Below are 19,693 nucleotides of genomic sequence, written 5' to 3'. Positions count from 1 at the left end.
AAGTTGTTGTTTTTACTACCTTTTAAGGGTAATAGCTTATTATTTTTCTAAAATAATACTGTGAAATCTAAATAGTATTGATTTGCGTAATACCTAATCCTTTCTAGTTAAATTTATATATCTCATATTTAATTATGACTTTTTTTTCGATATAGATAAAAAAATATTACACAACCGATTGCGTGTTTTGTATTTTTGTCTATATTTGTTTTGAAAATAAGAGATAAGTGTGCTGTTTTTCACTTCGCTAAGTATATGAGTTTCTATTTCACTAAAAACTAACTAAACCAACTATTAATTATCTAAATCAATTTTTATGACTGAATTCTTTACAATTAAAAGCAAACCAAAGCTCTTTAAGTGCTTTGGGTTTTTATCCCTGATTTTTCTGTTTTCTTTGAGTGCCACGGCTCAAACTACAGTAACAGGAGTTGTTTCAGATGCGAATGGTCCGATTCCAGGAGCAAATGTGAGTATCAAGGGCACTAAAACGGGTGTCGCCACAGGTTTTGATGGGAATTATTCTATTTCGAATGTTCCTTCTAATGGAGTATTAGTATTTAGCTTTCTAGGTCTAAAAACAAAAGAGATATCCGTAGGAGGTAAGAATAAAATAAATGCAGTATTAGAAGAAAATTCTAACGCATTGCAGGAAGTTGTAGTGATTGGTTATGGTACACAGCGAAAAGAAGCAGTAACAGGTTCTGTATCTTCCATTAAAGGAGACGTAGTTCGTGAGGTGCCATCGGCTAATATAACACAGGCTTTGCAAGGGCGTTTAGCAGGAGTTCAAATGACTCAGACATCATCTAAGCCAGGTGCTGAAATGCAAATTCGTATTAGAGGTACGCGTTCGCTAACGGCAGACAACAATCCGCTGGTAGTGTTAGATGGAGTTCCATTTGCAGGATCAATTGGTGATATTAGTCCGGATAATATCAAAAGTATTGACATTTTAAAAGACGCATCAGCAACTGCCATTTATGGATCGCGTGGTGCTAATGGTGTTATTTTAGTATCAACTAATAAAGGTCAGAAAGGTCAAAAAGCAAAATTTACATACAATACTTACAGCGGTTTGAAAAATATTTTTGCAGAGTTCCCAATGATGAACGGACCAGAATTTGTTGCCTTGCGTAAAGCAGCCACTCTTCCAGGTACTACAGCACCACTTTACTCGAACGGTGCAGATGAATCTAATAATGTAAATACCAATTGGCAAGACTTGTTTTTTGGATCGGGTGTTGTAACAAATCACGATATAGGCGTTTCTAGCGGTACTGAAAATGGTAATTATAATTTTGGTGCGAGTTATTACAAAGAAGAAGCAGTTGTACCGGGACAAGACTACAGCCGTTTATCGTTGCGAGGTGCTGTCGATCAGGCAGTAGGGTCTTATTTTAAATTTGGTTTCACTACAAATAATAATTACTCTGTTACAAATGGAGGTAACTTAAGTTTGTACAATACGTTAAGTACAACTTCTATTTCTAATCCGTATAATGCAGACGGCTCTTTGAAAAGAACTGTGAAAATGCCATTAGATGAAAACTGGGTCTATACAAGAGAAACGATTAATAATTTAGAAGATAAGTGGATAGACCAGACAAGAGCATACAGTTCATATAACACTTTATATGCGGAGGTAAAAATACCGGGTGTAGAAGGCTTGAAATACCATTTAGATCTGGGAGGTAATTTCCGTTCTACTAATGGAGGTCAATATACTGGAGAAGGTGTATTTAGTATCAATCCGACCACAGTTTCAACAGCATCTATTACCAACACGCTTAATACAAACTGGACAATTCAAAACTTGCTTACTTTCGATCGCACTTTTGGAAAACATCAGGTAAATGCAGTTGCAATGTACTCTTCAGAACAAACGACATACAATAAGTCACAAGTTTCTGCGAAAGATATTCCTTCAGATTCTTTCCAATTTTACAATTTAGGAAGAGCCGCGGGAGAAATTTCGATTAATCCGGACAATCAGGATTATCAGCAAAGCGGCTTGATTTCGTACATGGCCCGCGCTATGTATTCTTATGACAATCGCTATATGCTTACAGCAACTGTTCGATCTGATGCCTCTTCAAGACTTGCCAAAGGACATCAATGGCATACTTATCCTGCAGTATCTGCTGGATGGAACATCAAAAATGAATCTTTTATGCAAAATGTAAATTGGCTGGAACAGTTAAAATTGCGTGTTGGTTACGGAGAAACATCCAACCAGGCAGTTGCACCTTACTCTACACTGGGCAGTTTAAATTCAAGACCATACAATTTTGGCGAAGTAAATACAACTGGATATTATGTATCGACGTTGCCTAATCCTGATTTGGGTTGGGAATATTCTACAACAATGAACTACGGAATTGACTTTGGCTTTTTTAAAAATCGTTTAACCGGAACAGCGGAGTATTATGTTACCGATACAAAAGATATCCTTTTAAGTGTAGGTCTGCCTCCAACAGCAGGTGTGGGCAGTTATACAGCAAACATAGGACAAACTCAAAATAAAGGTTACGAATTTACACTTAACGGATCAATATTAGACAATCTAAATGGCTGGTCTTGGGATGTTGGGGTAAACTATTATTCGAACAAAAATAAGCTGGTAGCCCTTTCTTCTGGACAAGACAGAGACGAAAACAACTGGTGGTTCGTAGGACATCCAATTGATGTGATTTTCGATTATCAAAAAATAGGACTTTGGCAAGAAGGAGATGCAAATTTTACTAAATATGAGCCAGGAGGAAATGTTGGTATGATTAAAGTAAAATATACCGGAGATTTTAATGCAGACGGAACACCAACTAGACAAATAGGTCCCGCAGACAGACAAATCATAGATGTTAACCCTGATTTTCAAGGAGGTTTCAACACTCGTGTAGCCTATAAAAATTTAGATCTAAGTGTAGTAGGAGCCTTTCAGAGCGGAGGAGTTCTTATCAGCACGCTTTACTCTTCATCAGGTTATCTTAACATGTTGAGCGGAAGAAGAGGAAACGTAAAAGTAGATTACTGGACACCTGAAAATACGGATGCAAAATACCCGAGACCAGGCGGAATTACAAGTAATGATAATCCAAAATACGGATCTACTTTAGGATACTTTGATGCCTCTTATGTTAAAATCCGCACCATTACACTAGGTTATAACATTACTGAAAAATTTATTAAAGATGCCGGAATAGACAGATTTCGTCTTTATTGTACTGTGCAAAATCCATTCGTAATTTATTCTCCTTACCATAAAGAAACAGGTATGGACCCTGAAACCAATTCGTATGGGAACGAAAATGCAGCAACAACTGATTTCTATAAAAGACGTTTGCTGACCTTAGGAACAAACACTCCTTCAACACGTACCTTCTTGATTGGCCTTAACTTAACATTTTAAAAAAGATAATGATGAAACCTATAAAAATAAAAACTTTTATGGCAACAGCAATGATAACGCTGTTCCTGGGAGCATGTTCTAATATTTTAGATGAAGAGCCACGCAGTATTTACACTCCTGAATATTTTAAAACTGAAAAGGGAGTTATTGGAGGATTAACGTCAATGTATGCGCACTTGCGTTATATCTATGGACAGGGTTACTACTACAATACGACCGAAACAGGAACCGATGAAGTAACCTATGCACAAAGTGCGGATGCGAACTTTAAGGATATGGATCTTTCAGGAGTAGGATCAATTACGCCATCTTCGAGCCGTACTGATGCTTTGTGGCAGCCTGCATTTATAAATATAAACACGGCAAGCGGTATTATTGAAAATGCTGAAGCTATTGGAACGGTGTCTAATGCAATGATTGCTGAAGCGAGATTCTTTCGCGCATTTGATTATTTCTTGTTAGTTCAAACATTTGGCGGAGTTCCGTTAGATTTGGGCGCAGGAGAACTTAAATTCAACACAAGTCCATCAAGATTTTCTGTTAGAAATACTGTGCCACAAGTTTATACTAAAGCTATATTTCCTGATCTAATAACAGCGGTAAATGATTTGCCAGACGTTGGGAGAGTAAAAGGCGGTGTAACTAAAACTGCAGCAAGGCTTTATTTGGCAAAAGCTTATTTGACTTATGCATGGTGGTTAAAAAACCCAAATAATATTCCAACTTATCCAGAAAGTACACGCGTTGACCCAGACGGGCATGATGCAACTTGGTATTTTCAGAAAGCATATGATGTAGCCGCAACTGCAATTGATACTCATGGTTCATTTGCGCTACAGCCAACTTATTATGATGTGCATTTAGGAAGCAACGACCGCAACAGCGAAATTGTATTATACGCTGACCACACTGAAAAAAGTGAATTTTATAATGCCAGCAGCCTAACATTTTCGAATGGTGCAGCTCCTGAAAATTTTGCTGTATGGATGATGACTCCCAACTATACTGTAATAAGAAGTTCTGGTGTAAGTTCTGTGCAGCGTGAAGCAGAACAGCATTTAGGAAGACCGTTTATTCGTATGTGCCCAACTATAGGCGCAATCGTAAATACATTTGCTGACAAAACGAATGATTCTCGATATGATGGCACATTTACAACTGTGTATCGCGGTAACTGGAACAAAGCAGGAATAACAACTCCAACTTTAAATAATGCAAATAGTCTGCCTGTTGCTCCGGGAGGTGCAATACTTTCATTCTTAAATAATGAAGATCCGTCTATTGTCTATAATGCCACAAATGGAAATGTTGGAGCAGGAGTATTGCCTGGAAGATCTGATTTTGTTATTGCACCAAGTGGCATTAGCCGAATTTTATATCCTGGTTTGTGGAAACTTGGAACGTACCGCACAGATAATGGTACCGGATTAGGTTCTCCAAACGGAGCGAGCACAAGACCTTTTAATATTGCAAAATTGTCAGAGCTGTATTTAATTGCGGCTGAGGCAGTAGTGATGGGAGCAGCGCCTCAAGGCGGAAAAAGTGCTAGAGAACTAGTAAACGTTTTGCGCGCTCGTGCCGGAAAATGGAGATTTGACAACAATGGAAATGTTTCAAAAGTGGTTGACAATAGTGCTGTTATGACTGCCGCAACACCTGCAGTTATTGATATTAATTATATTTTGGCAGAACGTTCTCGTGAATATTATGGAGAAGGATATCGTTGGTATGACTTAATTCGTACTCAAAAATGGACTGAACTTTCAAGCGCATACCAAATTTGTGGTCCGGCATACGGAAACCACACACCAATTAATGTAGCTAGAGATATCAAACCATATCATTATCTGCGTCCGATTCCGCAAGTACAATTTGATGCTATGATCATGACGGCTTCTGAAAAAGCAGCGTATCAGAATCCTGGATATTAATAAGAATTAAATAATTGAAACAAATTTTGCTGGACATTCAAGTTTGGTTAGTTAGTAGTTATAAGTGTTATTTTACAGGATTAGTTTATAACTTAGTATAAATTTGTTTCTATATAAAAGCCGAGAGTTTATTTCTTTCGGCTTTTTGTTGTAAAACTTAAGAATGCCTGATTGATATCGTTTAGATTAAAAGAAAAAAACAAATCCATTTTATAAATGAAAAAAATACTAATTTTTATCACTTTGATTATTTGCGCAAGCAGTTATTCTCAAATAAAACTTCCGAGATTAATTAGTGATGGAATGATTTTGCAGCGCGATATTCCAGTTAAAATTTGGGGTTGGGCTGGTCCAAACGAAAAAGTCGAAATTAGTTTCAACAAGAAAAAATTTCAAACTATGTCTTCTCAAGATGGAAACTGGACGATTGTATTGCCTGCTCAAAAAGCCGGCGGACCTTACGAAATGATTTTGTCTGCAAGCAATACGATTGCATTAAAAGATATTTTATTTGGAGATGTCTGGCTTTGCTCTGGACAGTCTAATATGGAACTTCCGATGGAACGCGTAAAAGACAAATACAAAGATAGTATTGCAAAAGCTGATAATCCTAACATCAGACAATTTTTGGTGCCTGACCAATATGATTTTGCGAAAGAAAATGTCGATTTATCTTCTGGAGAATGGCGTTCTGTAAATCCGCAGAATATTTTAAATTTTTCTGCCGTTGCTTATTTTTTTGCAAGTGAAATTTATGCGAAATATAAAATCCCGATTGGATTAATTAACAGCGCTTTGGGCGGTTCACCTGCTGAGTGCTGGATAAGTGCTGAAGCTGTTAAAAAATTTCCGGAATATGATGCTGAATATCAGAAATTCAAAGACGGAAAACTCGGAACTCAAATTGAAGAAAACGACCGAAAAATTAATACAGATTGGTACAAATCAGTAAACCAGCAAGATGAAGGATTAAAAAATCATTGGTCTAAACCTGATTTAGAAGATTCAGATTGGGCAACAATGAATATTCCTGGTTATTGGGCAGATAATGCATTAGGAAATACTAATGGAGCAGTTTGGTTTAGAAAAGAAGTTGATTTGTCAAATCTAAAAGCAACTAATGCAAAACTTATTTTAGGCCGAATTGTAGACGCCGATTCAGTTTATGTAAACGGAAATTTTGTTGGAACAACATCTTACATGTATCCGCCACGAAAATATGCGTTCGATCCGAAGTTTTTAAAAGAAGGGAAAAACGAAATTGCAATAAGAGTCATTAATAATACAGGAAGAGGCGGTTTTGTTGCTGATAAACCTTATCAATTAATTATAGACAATGATTCAATTGATTTGAAAGGAAGTTGGAAGTATAAATTGGGCACAAAAATGCTGCCTTTGCCTCCGCAGACTTTCATTAGATGGAAACCAGTTGGATTATATAATTCGATGATTGCACCATTAAAAAATTATGGAATAAAAGGCGTGCTTTGGTATCAGGGAGAATCGAGTACTAAAAAACCAGCAGAATATGCAGCTTTGATGGAAACATTAATTAATAATTGGCGAACAGAATGGAAGCAAGGTTCTTTTCCGTTTTTATTTGTACAGCTTACAAATTTTATGGATCCTAAAACAGAACCAGGGGAAAGCAATTGGGCTGCGTTGAGACAACAGCAGAAAAACATTTTAGCAGTTCCAAATACCGGAATGGCAGTTACAATTGATATAGGAGAGTGGAATGACATTCATCCTTTAAACAAATACGATGTTGGGAAAAGATTGGCTTTGCAGGCTCGAAAAGTCGCTTATGGAGAAAAAAATATTGTTTCGTCTGGACCGCTTTTTAAAGAAATGGAACAAAAAGGGAATCAATTGATTTTATCTTTTACAGATGTTGGAAGCGGGTTAATTGCTAAAAACAATGCTTTTTTAAGAGGTTTTGAAATTGCAGAAAAAGACGGAAAATTTGTTTGGGCAAATGCTGTAATTGAAGGCAATAAAATTAAAGTGTGGAGTGATGCTGTATCACAGCCTTTTAAAGTGAGATATGCTTGGGCAGATAACCCGATTGAGGCAAATTTATTTAATAAAGAAGATTTGCCAGCCTCTCCTTTTGAAGCAAGTTTACACTAAATAGAATAAATATAGATTTAAAAAGCAGGATTTCAAATGTCGAAATCCTGCTTTTTTATTTTTATTTATATCGTTAAACCGGCAAGTATATATCAAATGTAGCACCTTTATTGAGTTCTCCGCTTGCGGTAATAATGCCGTTATGATTGTCTACAATTTTCTTGACAATAGCAAGTCCAATTCCGGTTCCGGTGTATTCTAGTTTTCCGTGCAAACGCTGAAAAACTTCAAAGATTTTTGAACTGTATTGCTGCTCAAAACCAATTCCGTTGTCTGCAATTTGAATATGGCAATAGTTAGTTTCATCATCTAATTTTTTATTGCCAATGTCTTTTCCTTTTACAATTTTGCAATCAATTTTGATTACAATTGGGTTTTCTGGATTAGAGAATTTTAGAGAATTGCTTACTAAATTATATAAAAGCTGTCTAAATTGAAATGGAATAATAGTTGCTTCGCAGTTTTCTATACGTTCAATCTTAGCATTTTTTTGTTCTATTTCTTCTTTTAGATCATCTTCTACTTCAGCGACAATTTTAGCAAGATCTGTTTTTTCAAAAGTTCGTTCTTGAATATTAGTTCTGGAATAGGCTAATAAATCGTTGATCAAAGTCTGCATTCGCTGTGCGGCATTTTGCATTCTTTGAAACTTATCTTTTCCAACATCTGATAAATTATCAGATTCCCGCTCTATAATTTGTGTTGCAAAAGTTTGAATTTTTCGCAAAGGTTCCTGTAAATCATGACTTGAAATATAAGCAAAAGACTGCAGTTCCTGATTCATTTTTTCAAGCTCCGTATTTTTCTGTTCAAGTTCTAAAGCATTTAGTTTTAGTTTGTCATCAGCTCTCTTTTTTTCTGTCAGGTCATGTGTTACCTTAGAAAAACCTATAACTTGTTTCTTCTTATTATGAATGGCAGTAATCACGATGCTTGCCCACAATAAAGTTCCATCTTTGCGAACACGCCACCCTTCATGTTTTGCTTTTCCTTTTTCTATCGCCAGGTTCAATAGTTTTTGAGGAAGATTGTTTTTCTTATCTGCTTCTGTATAAAATATAGAGAAGTTTTTCCCAACAATTTCTTCTGCTTTATATCCTTTTATCTTTTCGGCACCTAAATTCCAGTTTTCTATAATTCCTTCATGGTTGAGATATAAAATCGCGTAATCCTGAACTTCTTCGACCATTAAATGATAGCGCTCCTCACTTTTTTGAAGCGATTCATTCATCAGGCTCAATTCTCGGGTTCTTGCTGTTACTTGCTGCTCAAGCTCATGTGTAAAAGCTTTTTCAGTATGTATATCAGTAAATGCTCCAACCCATTTAATAATTTTATTGTCTTTATTTAGAACAGGTTCTCCAATAACAGCATGCCATCTGTAGTTGCCATCTTTTCTTCGAACGCGTACATCGCATCTGTATAAATCGCCGGTTTTTAAGCTATGAGTCCAAATTTTTACATTTTCCTCATAATCATCAGGATGAATCATGGCTCTCCACTCTGTTTCTCCGGAAGGATGAATTCCGGTATATTCAAACCATTTTCCAGAAGCAAATAAGGCGTTGCCTTTTTCATCAGTTTCCCAAATCAATTGCGGAATACTTTCCGTCAACGATCGAAAACGTTTTTCACTTTCTTCTATTTTTTTTCGGGCTTCAACTTTTTCAGTTACATCAATCAGAGTTGCTTTTATTCCTGAAATGGTATTATCTGCTTCCCGTAAAGGCGCATATTCAAAATCAATATAAATTTTATGCTGTTCGCCGTCTTTGCCAATATGTAAAAGAGATTCAGATTCAGAATGCACGTTTCCAGTGGCATAAACTTCCTCTAAAAGTTGGGCATATTTTTGTTTTTTGAGTTCTGGGAAAATATCAAATAATTTTTTTCCAGCAACATCACTTTGCTTTTTTTTCCAGATACTTTTTAAAAGTGCAGCGTTGGCAATTTCGATTACCATATCTTTTCCCTTCAAAATAGCTTTTGGTACAGGAGATTCCATTACCAGACTGCGGAATCTTTTTTCGCTGTCTTCAAGCTCCTGCTGATGATTTTTTTCATCGGTAATATCTCTAATAGTACCTAATAGTTTATCAGGATTGTTTTCTTCATCATAAAAAAGTTTTCCTTTTGCTTCTACCCAATGAATAGATTGATCATCCCATATTAATCGGGTTTCATATTGAAGATATCCTGAAGTCATTGCATCTTTAAACGCTTTTTCTCTAACAGGCATATCATCAGGATGAACATGACTTAAAAGCTGTTCATGTTTTAATTTTGGCTGGTCTTTAATGCCGGTGACAATCTCAAGATATCTTTCTGAATAGTCAAATAACATTGTTTTTACATGCAGTTCCCACGTACCCAATTCACTGGCTTCGACAATAATGTTAAGCCTTTCCTCATTTTGTTCTGTTTTCTTTCTAGCTTCAACTTTTTCGCTGACTTCTGTAACAATTACAATGATGCCAGAAATAGAGCCGTCTTCTTCTTTTAGAGGATGGTAAAGAAAGTCAAAATATGAATTGTCTAATTTTCCATAACGTTTTATAGGAATTGCTAATTCATTTCCATGAAAAGGAATTCCGGTTTTGAAAACGCCTTTTAATAAAGAATTTACAGATTCTTTAACCTCTGGCAAAGATTCAAATAAAGGTCTGCCAACAAAAGTTTTTTCTTCTCGATCTACCAGTCTTAAATAAGCTTCATTTGCCATTTCGACCATATAATTTGGGCCGCGTAATATGGTGATACCAACGGGAGCTTGCTTAACAGTATTTCTGAAGCGTTTATCCGCTTCTTCAATTTTACGTCTGGCACTTACTTGCGGGGTATTATCGAGAACCCAAATGGCAACTTTTTTAACTTCTCCTTCCATATTTTTTAGAGGAGCATAAACAAAAGTTACATATATAATTTCTTCTTTGCCATGTCTAATGAGTTTCATTTCAACCTCATTGGCATAGAAAGGATCACCGTCAGTAACGACTTTTTGAAGTACCTCTTCGTAATACGGTTTTACTTCTGCAAATGAATCCCAATAGTGTTTTCCTGCAATCTCTTCGTATTTTTTTCCTGCAACTTCAATAAAACTTTCATTTACAATTTCGCTAATTAATGTTTGGGCATCCAGAACGCATATTCCAATTGGAGACTCCAAAACCATACTGCGTAAGTTATTCTCGTTTTCCTCAATTTTTTTCTTTGCTAAATTAAGGTCAGTCAAGTCAACACCGGTATTCATTACGGCATATACATTTCCATGAATGTCAAAAAGAGGCGTTAAGCTATAATTAAAATAAAAAGTCTGGAGCTTTCCGTCAACAGTTAAATCTAGAGGAGTATTTTTGGTGTGAAAAGACTTTCCAGTTTCAAGAACGGTATTAATCTGTTCAAACACTAATTGATTGTCAAGTTCGGGAAGAAGTTCTTTAAAAGATTTTCCTATGACATTATTGCCTTTTCCCCATATTTTAATGATAGAATCATTAGCAAGCTCTATAGTCATCTCTTTTCCAACATATACTGCTATCGGAAAAGGAGCATTCTCTACTAATTGTCTAATTTTTTGCTCGCTTTCTTCTACTTTTGAGCGGGCTGTAACTTGTTGCGTTACCTCAATCGCAATTGCTACTACGCCAGAAATTTTTCCGTCAGCTTCTTTCAAAGCTTCATATACAAAATTTACATAAATAGTTTCTTTGTTTCCGTTTCGAGACAGCTGTACAGGTCTTTCATTGGCAACAAATCTTTCACCCGTATTATAAACTGTATTAATTAAATCTTCTAAGCCTTGATTTCTTGCTTCAGGCAAGCCTTCAAATATTGATTTATTAATTACATTTTCGATTTTAGTTCCCCATAACTGCAGCATTTCAGCATTAGCCATTTCTACAATATGATTTTTTCCTCTAAAAACACACATAGCAACAGGAGCCTGCATGATATTATTTAAAAATCGCGCATTGCTTTCTTTTAATGCTTCAGTTGCTTTTTTCTTTTCGGTAGTTTCTATTAAGGTGACTAAAACACCGCCAACTTCTCCATTTTCCTGTTTAATCGGACTGTAAGAGAAATCGAAATAAGTTTTTTCATCAAATCCGTTTCTGTTTAAGACTAGCATGAAATCTGGAAAACTAACTGCTTTTCCTTTTGCAACTTCATCTAACATGGGTGCCACTGTATCCCAAATTTCTGAAAATGTCTCTTTTGCGCTTCTTCCTAAAGCATCAGGATGTTTAGTCGAGCCCAAAATTGGTCTGTATGCATCATTGTAGAGTTGCGTGAAGTCTTTTCCCCAAGCAATATACATAGGAAAAGGATGGTTGAGCATAACAGAAACCATTGTACAAAGACTCTGTGGCCAAGTATCAGGATTGCCTAAAGATGTTTTGCTCCAATCTTTCGATCGTATTAATTCACCCATTTCTCCTCCATCGGCTAGAAAATAATGTTCCTTATTTATAGGGCTCATTCTAAAAACGCTTTAAGGTTGAAGAACAAAATGCTCTCTTACGGGTTGTTTCAAATGATCTTTGGTGATGGCGAGTGCATTTCCGATTACTTTTTTTAATTTAGAAAATTCACCAGGTTTGCGAATATAATATGTAGCTCCTTTAGAGTACATCAAATCAACAATTTCAGTATCTAGCGATGTCGAAAAAATAATTACTGCAAGATTTTGAAAATCATCAATTTCTTTGATTTCTTTTAAACATTCATGACCGTTTTTTCGTGGCATATTAAGATCAAGAAAAAGAATATCTGGTAAATTATTTGGAGCATTAGCTTTTAAATAATCCATCAGCTGTACGCCGTCATTAACTGTTACAAGACTTACAGGTAAAGATAATTCGTCAAGCGCTTCTCTAAAAAAAGAGCAGTCATCTTCATCATCGTCTGCCAGTAAAAGATTGTAATGTTGTTGATTCATTTGTTGTAGAATAATTTTATTTATATGATTTTTTACAATTCAATTATCTCATTTTGTTACTATTAAATGTAAAATTTTGAATCGAAAAGCGGTTTTTATTTCGGCTAAGATAATATTAATTTAACTATCCAGAATTAATAAAATTTCAATAAAATTAACGATTTAAAGTCAAATTTGATAATCATTTTTGTTTTGTTTAATTTTTTAATTCAAGAAAAAATGAGTTTGTCGGATTTTTCCTTTTTTATAAGGTGAATTTTTTCTAATAATTTTTATTTATTGAAAAAAGAGCTCCAAATTATATTTTGTAGTAGTGAAATTTCTGGGATATAAAAATTCATTTTTTGTCAATTAAGTGGTAAACAGGATACAGCATGACGGTAATTGTATTGTTATTAAATACTTTTATTACAGATTTATCTAATGTAATAATGAGAATTATGGAAATAAAAAAAAGTTATTCTTTGAGCTTTGCTGTTTTAGCATTGACTTTCCTGATCGGAATATCTAGTACATATGCACAGGAACTTTCTGTTCAAAACGACGTGTTTTGGAATACAAAAGACGGACTTCCGATTAACAGCCAAGGCGGTGGAATATTCAAATTTCCTGATCCAGTTACTGGCAAACAAAAATATTATTGGTACGGCGTGCATTATCTAGAAGCCGATCTTTATCGTGCAGATCCGTCTATAACACATGATAAAAATACATTCGAAGCAGTAACTTGTTACAGTTCTTCTGATTTAGAAAGCTGGAAATTTGAGGGAAATGTTTTAACTAAAGACAAAGTCAATCAATATGGAAAAACCTGGGTTGGGCGATTAGGCGTTTGTTACATTAAAGAGATGAATAAATATGCCATGTTTGTACAGCATGGAAGCGAAGTACTGATTACAGTTTCTGATTCGCCAACAGGCGATTTTGTTTGGCATCAGAAAATTAATATGGAGAAAATGATAGGAACCAGCAATACAGGAGATCAAACCGTTTTTACTGATGAAGATACCGGAAAATCCTATTTAATTTATTCCTACGGAAAAGGACGAAATAAAATCTACGTTTCTGAAATTGGCATGAAAGAAGGAAAAGTAAACTTGTTAGATTGTACAGAAGTTTTTAAAGGCGAAAGCAGAGAAGGAAACTGCATGTTTAAATACAATAATAAGTATTATATGTTTGCTTCAAACATATACGGCTGGGATGCTTCTTTTGCTTATTATCTTGTTGCTGATGACATTAGAGGCCCTTATCTCCCAACCAATAATATGCTGGTTATAGATGGCGCTTCTGAAGATTTTGCACATGTTTCGCAGACTGGTTTTTTCTTTTCTGTAAAAGGAAACAAACAGGAAACGATTGTTTATTGCGGCGACCGCTGGGCTGATTTTGCCGGAAACGGTTTAGGATACAACCAATGGTGCCCAATTTCTTTTGAAGAAAAAACACCTTATTTCAATTCATTAAGTGCATGGAATCTGAATTCTAAAACGGGAAATTGGAGAGCAGCCAAAGAAAATAATTTTGTAAAAAATGGCAGTTTTGAGGCAGACAGACGACATATTCCGAGTCCTGTTAAACCAGTTCAAATTCAGTTAACAGGCTGGGCAACAGAAATTATCGAAGGAAATGCAATAAGTCAGGATACTGTAACTTCTCCAGTTTTAAATCATTTTAATACTCAAATAGAAAGGAAAACGGTTATTGGCGAAAAAAGTTTGAATATCAGTGATAAAATTAATTTTAAAAGAAAAGTTTTTCAAATTATAACTTCTGCTCCTTATGTAAAACTTGAAGATGGAACTTACACATTAACCGCCAAAATAAAAAACAGTAAAGGATTTACTAATTTAGAACTGTACGGAATAAGCAATGGGAAAAAATTTCTAATCACTGTTAAGGAGGAAAACTCCGAATGGAAAACAATCAGAATTAAAAATATTGCTGTAAAAGGAGGAAAGGTTGAGGTTGGTTTTCTGGCTGATGGTCAGGCAAAAGCTTATTCATTATTTGATGATATATCGCTGGTTAAAAATTAAAAAGACTCGTTATTTTGTAAAATATTCCGATTTTGCTGTAAGATCTCAAAAGTAAAATTGCTCTAATTTTAAGCTGATTTTAAATTAAGGAATTATGAGAGCAATATGGACAGGATCGATAAGTTTTGGGTTAATTAATATTCCAATTAAAATATTTTCTGCGGTCGAAGAGAGCAATCTCGATATGGATATGCTGGATGAAAAAGATCATGCACACATCAAATTCAAACGCGTGAACGAAAGTACAGGCAAAGAAGTTGCTTTTTCGAGTATCGTAAAAGGCTACAAAATTGATGATAAATATGTGATTTTAGAAGATTCTGATTTTGAAGCTGCAGACGCCATCAAAACCAAAACTATAGACATTGAGAGTTTTGCAGCAGAAAAAGAAATTGACAGTATTTATTATGAGCAGCCGTATTATCTTGAGCCTGACAAAGGAGCAATGAACGCTTATGCTTTGCTTCGCGATGCACTTCAGGCTTCTGGTAAAGTAGGAGTAACGCGTTTTGTTTTGCGCAATAAAGAAAGTCTTGCAATTTTAAAACCTTATAAAAATGTAATCGTTTTAAACCGAATTAGATTTGAACAGGAAATACGAGATACAACAGAGTTAAAATTACCGCCCGTTTCTAAAACTTCAACAAAAGAAATGGATATGGCCGATAAACTAATAGAACAGCTGACAGAGAAATTCGATATCAGCAGTTTTAAAGATGAATATACTGCCAAACTTTTAGATATTATTAAAAAGAAAGCAAAAGGAAAAGTAGCTTCAAAACCAGCAAAACTAGAAGTTGTACACAAACAAAGTGATGACTTGATGAGTATGCTTAAGGCAAGTTTAGAAACCAAAAAGAAAAAATCTTCTTAATCTTTTTGGTCATTTTGCTTGTCTTCTAGCTTTTTTATAATCTTTTTAATATTGGCTCCTTTTGACAAAATTGGCGCCCATAAATCACCTTTTTTCTCAAATCGGTTCATTGCATTTTTTATGGTGAATTGAGAAGGATGCAGTTTGTTGTTTACCTCACTCCATTCTAAAGGTGTTGAAACTGTTGCGCCTGGTCGTGGTCTCACAGAGTAAGGCGCAGCTAATGTTTGGCCTTTTCTGTTTTGCAGATAATCAATATAAATTTTGTGATTTCTTTTTTTAATGCTTCGTTCTAATGAAGTGGTTTCAGGCAGACGGGACTGAATTTCTGTTGCCAATAATTCACCTAGGATTTTTATAGAATCATAATCATATTGCGCACCTAGCGGAATATAAACATGAAGTCCAGAAGCGCCTGAGGTTTTGCACAAACATTCCGTTTCTAATTCATCTAAAACTTGTTTTACCGTTAAAGCAGTTTCGACAACAGCTTCAAAATCATCTTTTTCAGGATCTATATCGATTACAAGCCAGTCAGGATTATCAATGTGCTGAATGGTAGAATTCCACGGATTCATTTCGATACAGCCTAAATTTGCCATATAAAGCAATGTTTCTTTGTCGTTGCAAATAAGATAATTTACATCAGCATCATTAGACTCTGAGAATAATTTTTTGGTTTTTAGCCAAGACGGTGTTTTTTCAATATCAACATCTTTTTGATAAAAGCTTGGACCGTCAATTCCATTTGGAAAACGATTCATTGATTCCGGACGATTTTTAAGATACGGCAGGATAAGAGGCGCCACTTCATTATAATATTGTACAATATCTCCTTTAGTAATGCCGTCTTTTGGGTAATATATTTTGTTTTGATTGGTCAGATGAAGCACTCGTTTTCCAACATTCAAATCGTAATCATTCTCTGTTTTGTTTTTTTTTGAATCCTCCATTTTTTCATCTTTTAATTCAACTGGATTTTTAATGTTAGAGGGTAAAAAAACCTCTGCTGGTTTTTTGTCTACTCTTAAGCCAAGAAATACAGGATGTCTTAAGTTTTTATCTTGTGTCCATTCTGAAAATTTTACCTGGCAGACAAATTTTGGTTTTAACCATTGAATTTTATCTCGTAATGCAATTTTTTCGCTGAGCGGTGATTCGCTAACAAAGTAAGGCTCAAATTTAGTATAAAGTTCTTTTAAGGTTGATTCTGAAAATCCTGTACCGCATTTTCCAATAAATTGAAGCCTTTTTCCATAATATTGTCCGAGTAAAATAGCGCCAAAATAGTTGCGGGATTTTTTGGGTTCCGTTATTCCAATAATAATAGCTTCTTCCTGATTTGAAGTTTTTATTTTAAGCCAATCGTTGCTTCTTTTATTAGGCAAATAAGTACTGTTTGCTTTTTTTGCAATTATACCTTCATCTTTATTTTTTATTGAAAGAGCAAATTGGTTAATTCCTTTTTCTAGAATATGCTCAGAGAAGAAAATAGCATTAAAGTCATATTTATTAAATAAAATTTTTAACAATTCTTTTCGATCAAGCAAAGGCAAATCAGTAACTAGATTTCCATCTAAATTTAAAAGATCAAAAACGTAATATTTTAAATTGCCGATACCCGTTTTTAGATAATTTTGAAGGAGTTGAAAATTGGCTTTTCCATTTTCATCTTCAACCACAATTTCGCCATCTAAAACTGCAATATGATCCATTTTTTGTAGTTCTTCTGCGATAGGCTTAAAATTTTTGTTGAAGGAAATTTCATTTCGGCTGTATAATTCAACTTCAGGCGGATTTATAACGGCAATGGTTCTATAACCATCATATTTGTTTTCAAATACCCAATCTTCATCGTCAAAAGCTTCTTCTTTAATAGTAGCCAGCATTGGTTTTATAAATGAAGCTTGCTGTATCGGTTCACTGTTTTTTTTTACAGTCTTTTTTTCTTTGGTTATAGCAGTTTTTTTCTTTTTTTCGCCTAATTCGTCTAAAGATCTTTTAGATAAAACCGATTTATCTTTCGCCAAAATATCAGTATCAGAAGCATGCTTATCATTTTTTTTAATTAAAAGCCAAGCATTTTCCTGTTTGCCTTTTAGTTTAACCAATGAAAATTCTCCTTTCAGTTTTTCTCCTTTCAGAATAAAACTCAAATGGCCTTTTTTAAGATCGGCCAGTAATTTTTTTTCAGGATGTTCTGTTGGTTCGTCTGGGAGATATGTTCCATTATCCCAAACAATAACATTTCCGGCACCATAATTTCCTTCAGGAATCGTGCCTTCAAAATCTTTATAACTGTAAGGATGATCTTCAACCATCATTGCCAAACGTTTCATGTCTGGATCTAGTGATGGACCCTTAGGTACTGCCCAGCTTTTCAGCACGCCATTCATCTCTAATCTAAAATCATAATGCAAATGTGAGGCAGCGTGTTTTTGCACCACAAAGATTAATTCATGAGCCGATTTTCCAATCTTGCCCTTCGGTTCGAGAGTTTGTTTAAAATCTCTTTTCTGATTGTATTTAGAAAGTGACATATGTTTATGCTAATATTAAAGTGGTTAAAGAAAGGGCGTAAACGGCAGTAGCGGTTAGGCCAAAGATCACGTGAGCCAAAAATAATTGTATATAATATCCCTTAAAATCGATAGCAGGTTTATGATTGCTTAATTTAAAAATAAGCATCCAGCCTAAAATGCCAATTATACCGCTGATCGAACCCAGTAAAAGAGCACTCAAAATAGAAACTGGCAAAATATTGTGCGACCATAAAAAATGATATGCCAATACAAAAAGAAAACCTATAATATAATGCAGGATCCAGCCTAAGACATTTTCTGTTTTAGGTGCTGTTTCTAATTTTAATTTTGAAAGAACTAGTGATAGCAAAACAGGTTCTTTATACAATTCCCTAAAATTTTTCGATACGGCATAACTAAACAATGTCATCGTTGACGTTGCTGTTATTGAAACTATTAATAGCTGCAAGAAAGTGTAAAAGTCTATATGCATTTTTTGGTCATTTAGAAATGAAGGCTAATTGGAAAAATAATGTACTTCATATTCAAATGATATATGAAGTACATCAGTTACAATTCGTTGCTGTCATATTGGTTTATTTGCTGTTCTTTGTTTTCTTCTTCGTTCTGTTTCAGTTTTGATTCAGAAGTATCAGTTAATTTTCTGTAGAACCCTAGTGCCAGCAATGGCAATACCAATTTTCCTATAAAAGATCCAGCAGAACGTTTACCTGCTGCTTTTAGCGTTTTCCCCACCAAAAACGAACCGGCAGCATAACACAAAATTTTATTTGCCGATATTGGTGTAATTTCTTTCTCCGCATAGTATCCTAAATTTTCGCGGGTTTGTGGATTAAAAATATTTTCCATAATTTAAAATTTAGTTTATATCTCTTAAAATTCTCTAGGATGATTAACAGGATCTGTCTCTTCAAGATCCTGATCAATGTCATATTCCTGATCTAATTCATCTAATTTAAAATTATCAGGAGCATCATTTATATCGCGATCATTTTCATCATAATCTTCTTCCAGATCATCGTCGATATCATCTTCATCAAGATCATCATCTTCTTCGTCTAGATCTTCATCAAGATTATCCAGTAAGTCATTGTCTTCATCATCCTCGTCATCTCTATCTATGGCATCAGAAAATTCACGATCCAAATCATCGTCTTCATTGTTGATTATATCATCGTCCTGATTTACAATTTCTTCATCATCATAATCTGGTCCTCCATGTTCTTGCTGATAATGATCAACATAACTTTCTTTATCATTTGAAGGTTTATTGCGAATGTCATCTTCCGGATGATGAAAATTACGGTCATCCCGACCGTAATTTTGGTTGTTTCCTGTTATCATATGAAATGATTTAAAGATTCTTATTTTTTAGTTGTTGTCGACTTTTTGTCGGCAGTTTTTGAAGTGCTTTTTGAAGCAGTTTCCTTAGCATCAGATTTTTTAGATGCTGTTTTAGCACTAGTAGTGCCGCTGTTTTTTTGACTTGAAGTGTTCATAATACTTTTATTTAAATTAATATAATAATGAGGTTATCAGTGACTTTTAATTCATTTAAGCTCAACTGATTATGGTATATATCAAAATTAATTTGAAACATTAATATTTGTTTATAGAATTAAATTTAGTAGTTGCATAATTTTCAGTGGTTTAGGAGGATTTTTTTGAAATATAAACGCAAATATTTACTCTAGAATGAAAATTATATAATCTGGAAGAATGATTTTGTAAGTTTTTTTAGAGCAATTTTTAAAATATTTGTAATGCCTTGTTATAGCATTTGAATAAAGAATTCTATAGAAAAGACACCACTTTGATTTTGTCA

The 19,693-nt window shown here is 34.6% G+C and carries 12 protein-coding genes; 5 read left to right on the top strand and 7 right to left on the bottom strand.

Features of this window, described 5'->3' with window-relative positions:
- Positions 1 to 316: 316 nt before the first annotated feature.
- From IR010_RS12550 to IR010_RS12540, 3 genes are all read left to right on the top strand, one after another.
- Positions 317 to 3,409 (top strand): SusC/RagA family TonB-linked outer membrane protein, encoded by a 3,093-nt coding sequence (locus IR010_RS12550; protein ID WP_194604287.1) that lies wholly within the window; start codon positions 317 to 319, stop codon positions 3,407 to 3,409.
- Positions 3,410 to 3,420: 11 nt separating this feature from the next.
- A complete protein-coding gene (locus IR010_RS12545; protein WP_228515159.1) occupies positions 3,421 to 5,340 on the top strand; it encodes a RagB/SusD family nutrient uptake outer membrane protein in 1,920 nt (639 codons plus the stop codon).
- A gap of 216 nt (positions 5,341 to 5,556) precedes the next feature.
- Positions 5,557 to 7,473, top strand: coding sequence for a sialate O-acetylesterase (locus IR010_RS12540; RefSeq protein ID WP_194604281.1), 1,917 nt, complete (start codon positions 5,557 to 5,559; stop codon positions 7,471 to 7,473).
- Positions 7,474 to 7,546: 73 nt separating this feature from the next.
- On the opposite strand, the gene IR010_RS12535 is transcribed toward IR010_RS12540, so the two are convergent.
- Entirely contained in the window at positions 7,547 to 11,953 is a 4,407-nt protein-coding gene (locus IR010_RS12535; RefSeq protein WP_194604278.1) for a PAS domain S-box protein, read from the bottom strand.
- Between the two features lie 12 nt (positions 11,954 to 11,965).
- On the bottom strand, positions 11,966 to 12,412 hold the full coding sequence (locus tag IR010_RS12530; RefSeq protein ID WP_194569834.1) for a response regulator: 447 nt from the start codon (positions 12,410 to 12,412) through the stop codon (positions 11,966 to 11,968).
- Between the two features lie 440 nt (positions 12,413 to 12,852).
- Between IR010_RS12530 and IR010_RS12525 the strand changes: the two genes are divergently transcribed.
- Together IR010_RS12525 and IR010_RS12520 are read left to right on the top strand one after the other, a co-directional pair.
- Positions 12,853 to 14,451 (top strand): family 43 glycosylhydrolase, encoded by a 1,599-nt coding sequence (locus IR010_RS12525; RefSeq protein ID WP_194604275.1) that lies wholly within the window; start codon positions 12,853 to 12,855, stop codon positions 14,449 to 14,451.
- A gap of 94 nt (positions 14,452 to 14,545) precedes the next feature.
- Positions 14,546 to 15,325, top strand: a complete 780-nt coding sequence (locus IR010_RS12520) for a Ku protein (protein ID WP_029272880.1) — start codon at positions 14,546 to 14,548, stop codon at positions 15,323 to 15,325.
- Here IR010_RS12520 and ligD read toward each other — a convergent pair.
- The 5 genes from ligD to IR010_RS20240 all read right to left on the bottom strand — a co-directional run bounded on the left by ligD (position 15,322) and on the right by IR010_RS20240 (position 19,367).
- On the bottom strand, positions 15,322 to 17,865 hold the full coding sequence (ligD, locus tag IR010_RS12515; RefSeq protein WP_194604272.1) for a DNA ligase D: 2,544 nt from the start codon (positions 17,863 to 17,865) through the stop codon (positions 15,322 to 15,324). The two genes, IR010_RS12520 and ligD, sit on opposite strands and share 4 nt — an antisense overlap.
- Before the next feature lie 4 nt (positions 17,866 to 17,869).
- Positions 17,870 to 18,340, bottom strand: coding sequence for a hypothetical protein (locus tag IR010_RS12510; RefSeq protein WP_228515158.1), 471 nt, complete (start codon positions 18,338 to 18,340; stop codon positions 17,870 to 17,872).
- Between the two features lie 77 nt (positions 18,341 to 18,417).
- Positions 18,418 to 18,717: a hypothetical protein gene (locus tag IR010_RS12505; RefSeq protein WP_194569829.1), complete on the bottom strand. Its 300-nt coding sequence runs from the start codon at positions 18,715 to 18,717 to the stop codon at positions 18,418 to 18,420.
- Positions 18,718 to 18,741: 24 nt separating this feature from the next.
- The gene (locus IR010_RS12500; protein WP_194604269.1) at positions 18,742 to 19,212 is read right to left on the bottom strand and encodes a hypothetical protein; all 471 of its coding nucleotides are present in this window, start codon (positions 19,210 to 19,212) and stop codon (positions 18,742 to 18,744) included.
- A 20-nt stretch (positions 19,213 to 19,232) separates the two neighbouring features.
- A complete protein-coding gene (locus IR010_RS20240; protein WP_255526354.1) occupies positions 19,233 to 19,367 on the bottom strand; it encodes a hypothetical protein in 135 nt (44 codons plus the stop codon).
- Positions 19,368 to 19,693 lie beyond the last annotated feature (326 nt).

This window comes from Flavobacterium sp. MR2016-29, from assembly GCF_015350695.1.
Classification (GTDB): Bacteria; Bacteroidota; Bacteroidia; order Flavobacteriales; family Flavobacteriaceae; genus Flavobacterium.
Note: the sequence above shows the minus strand (reverse complement) of the source record. Positions and strands in the feature narration are given on the sequence as shown.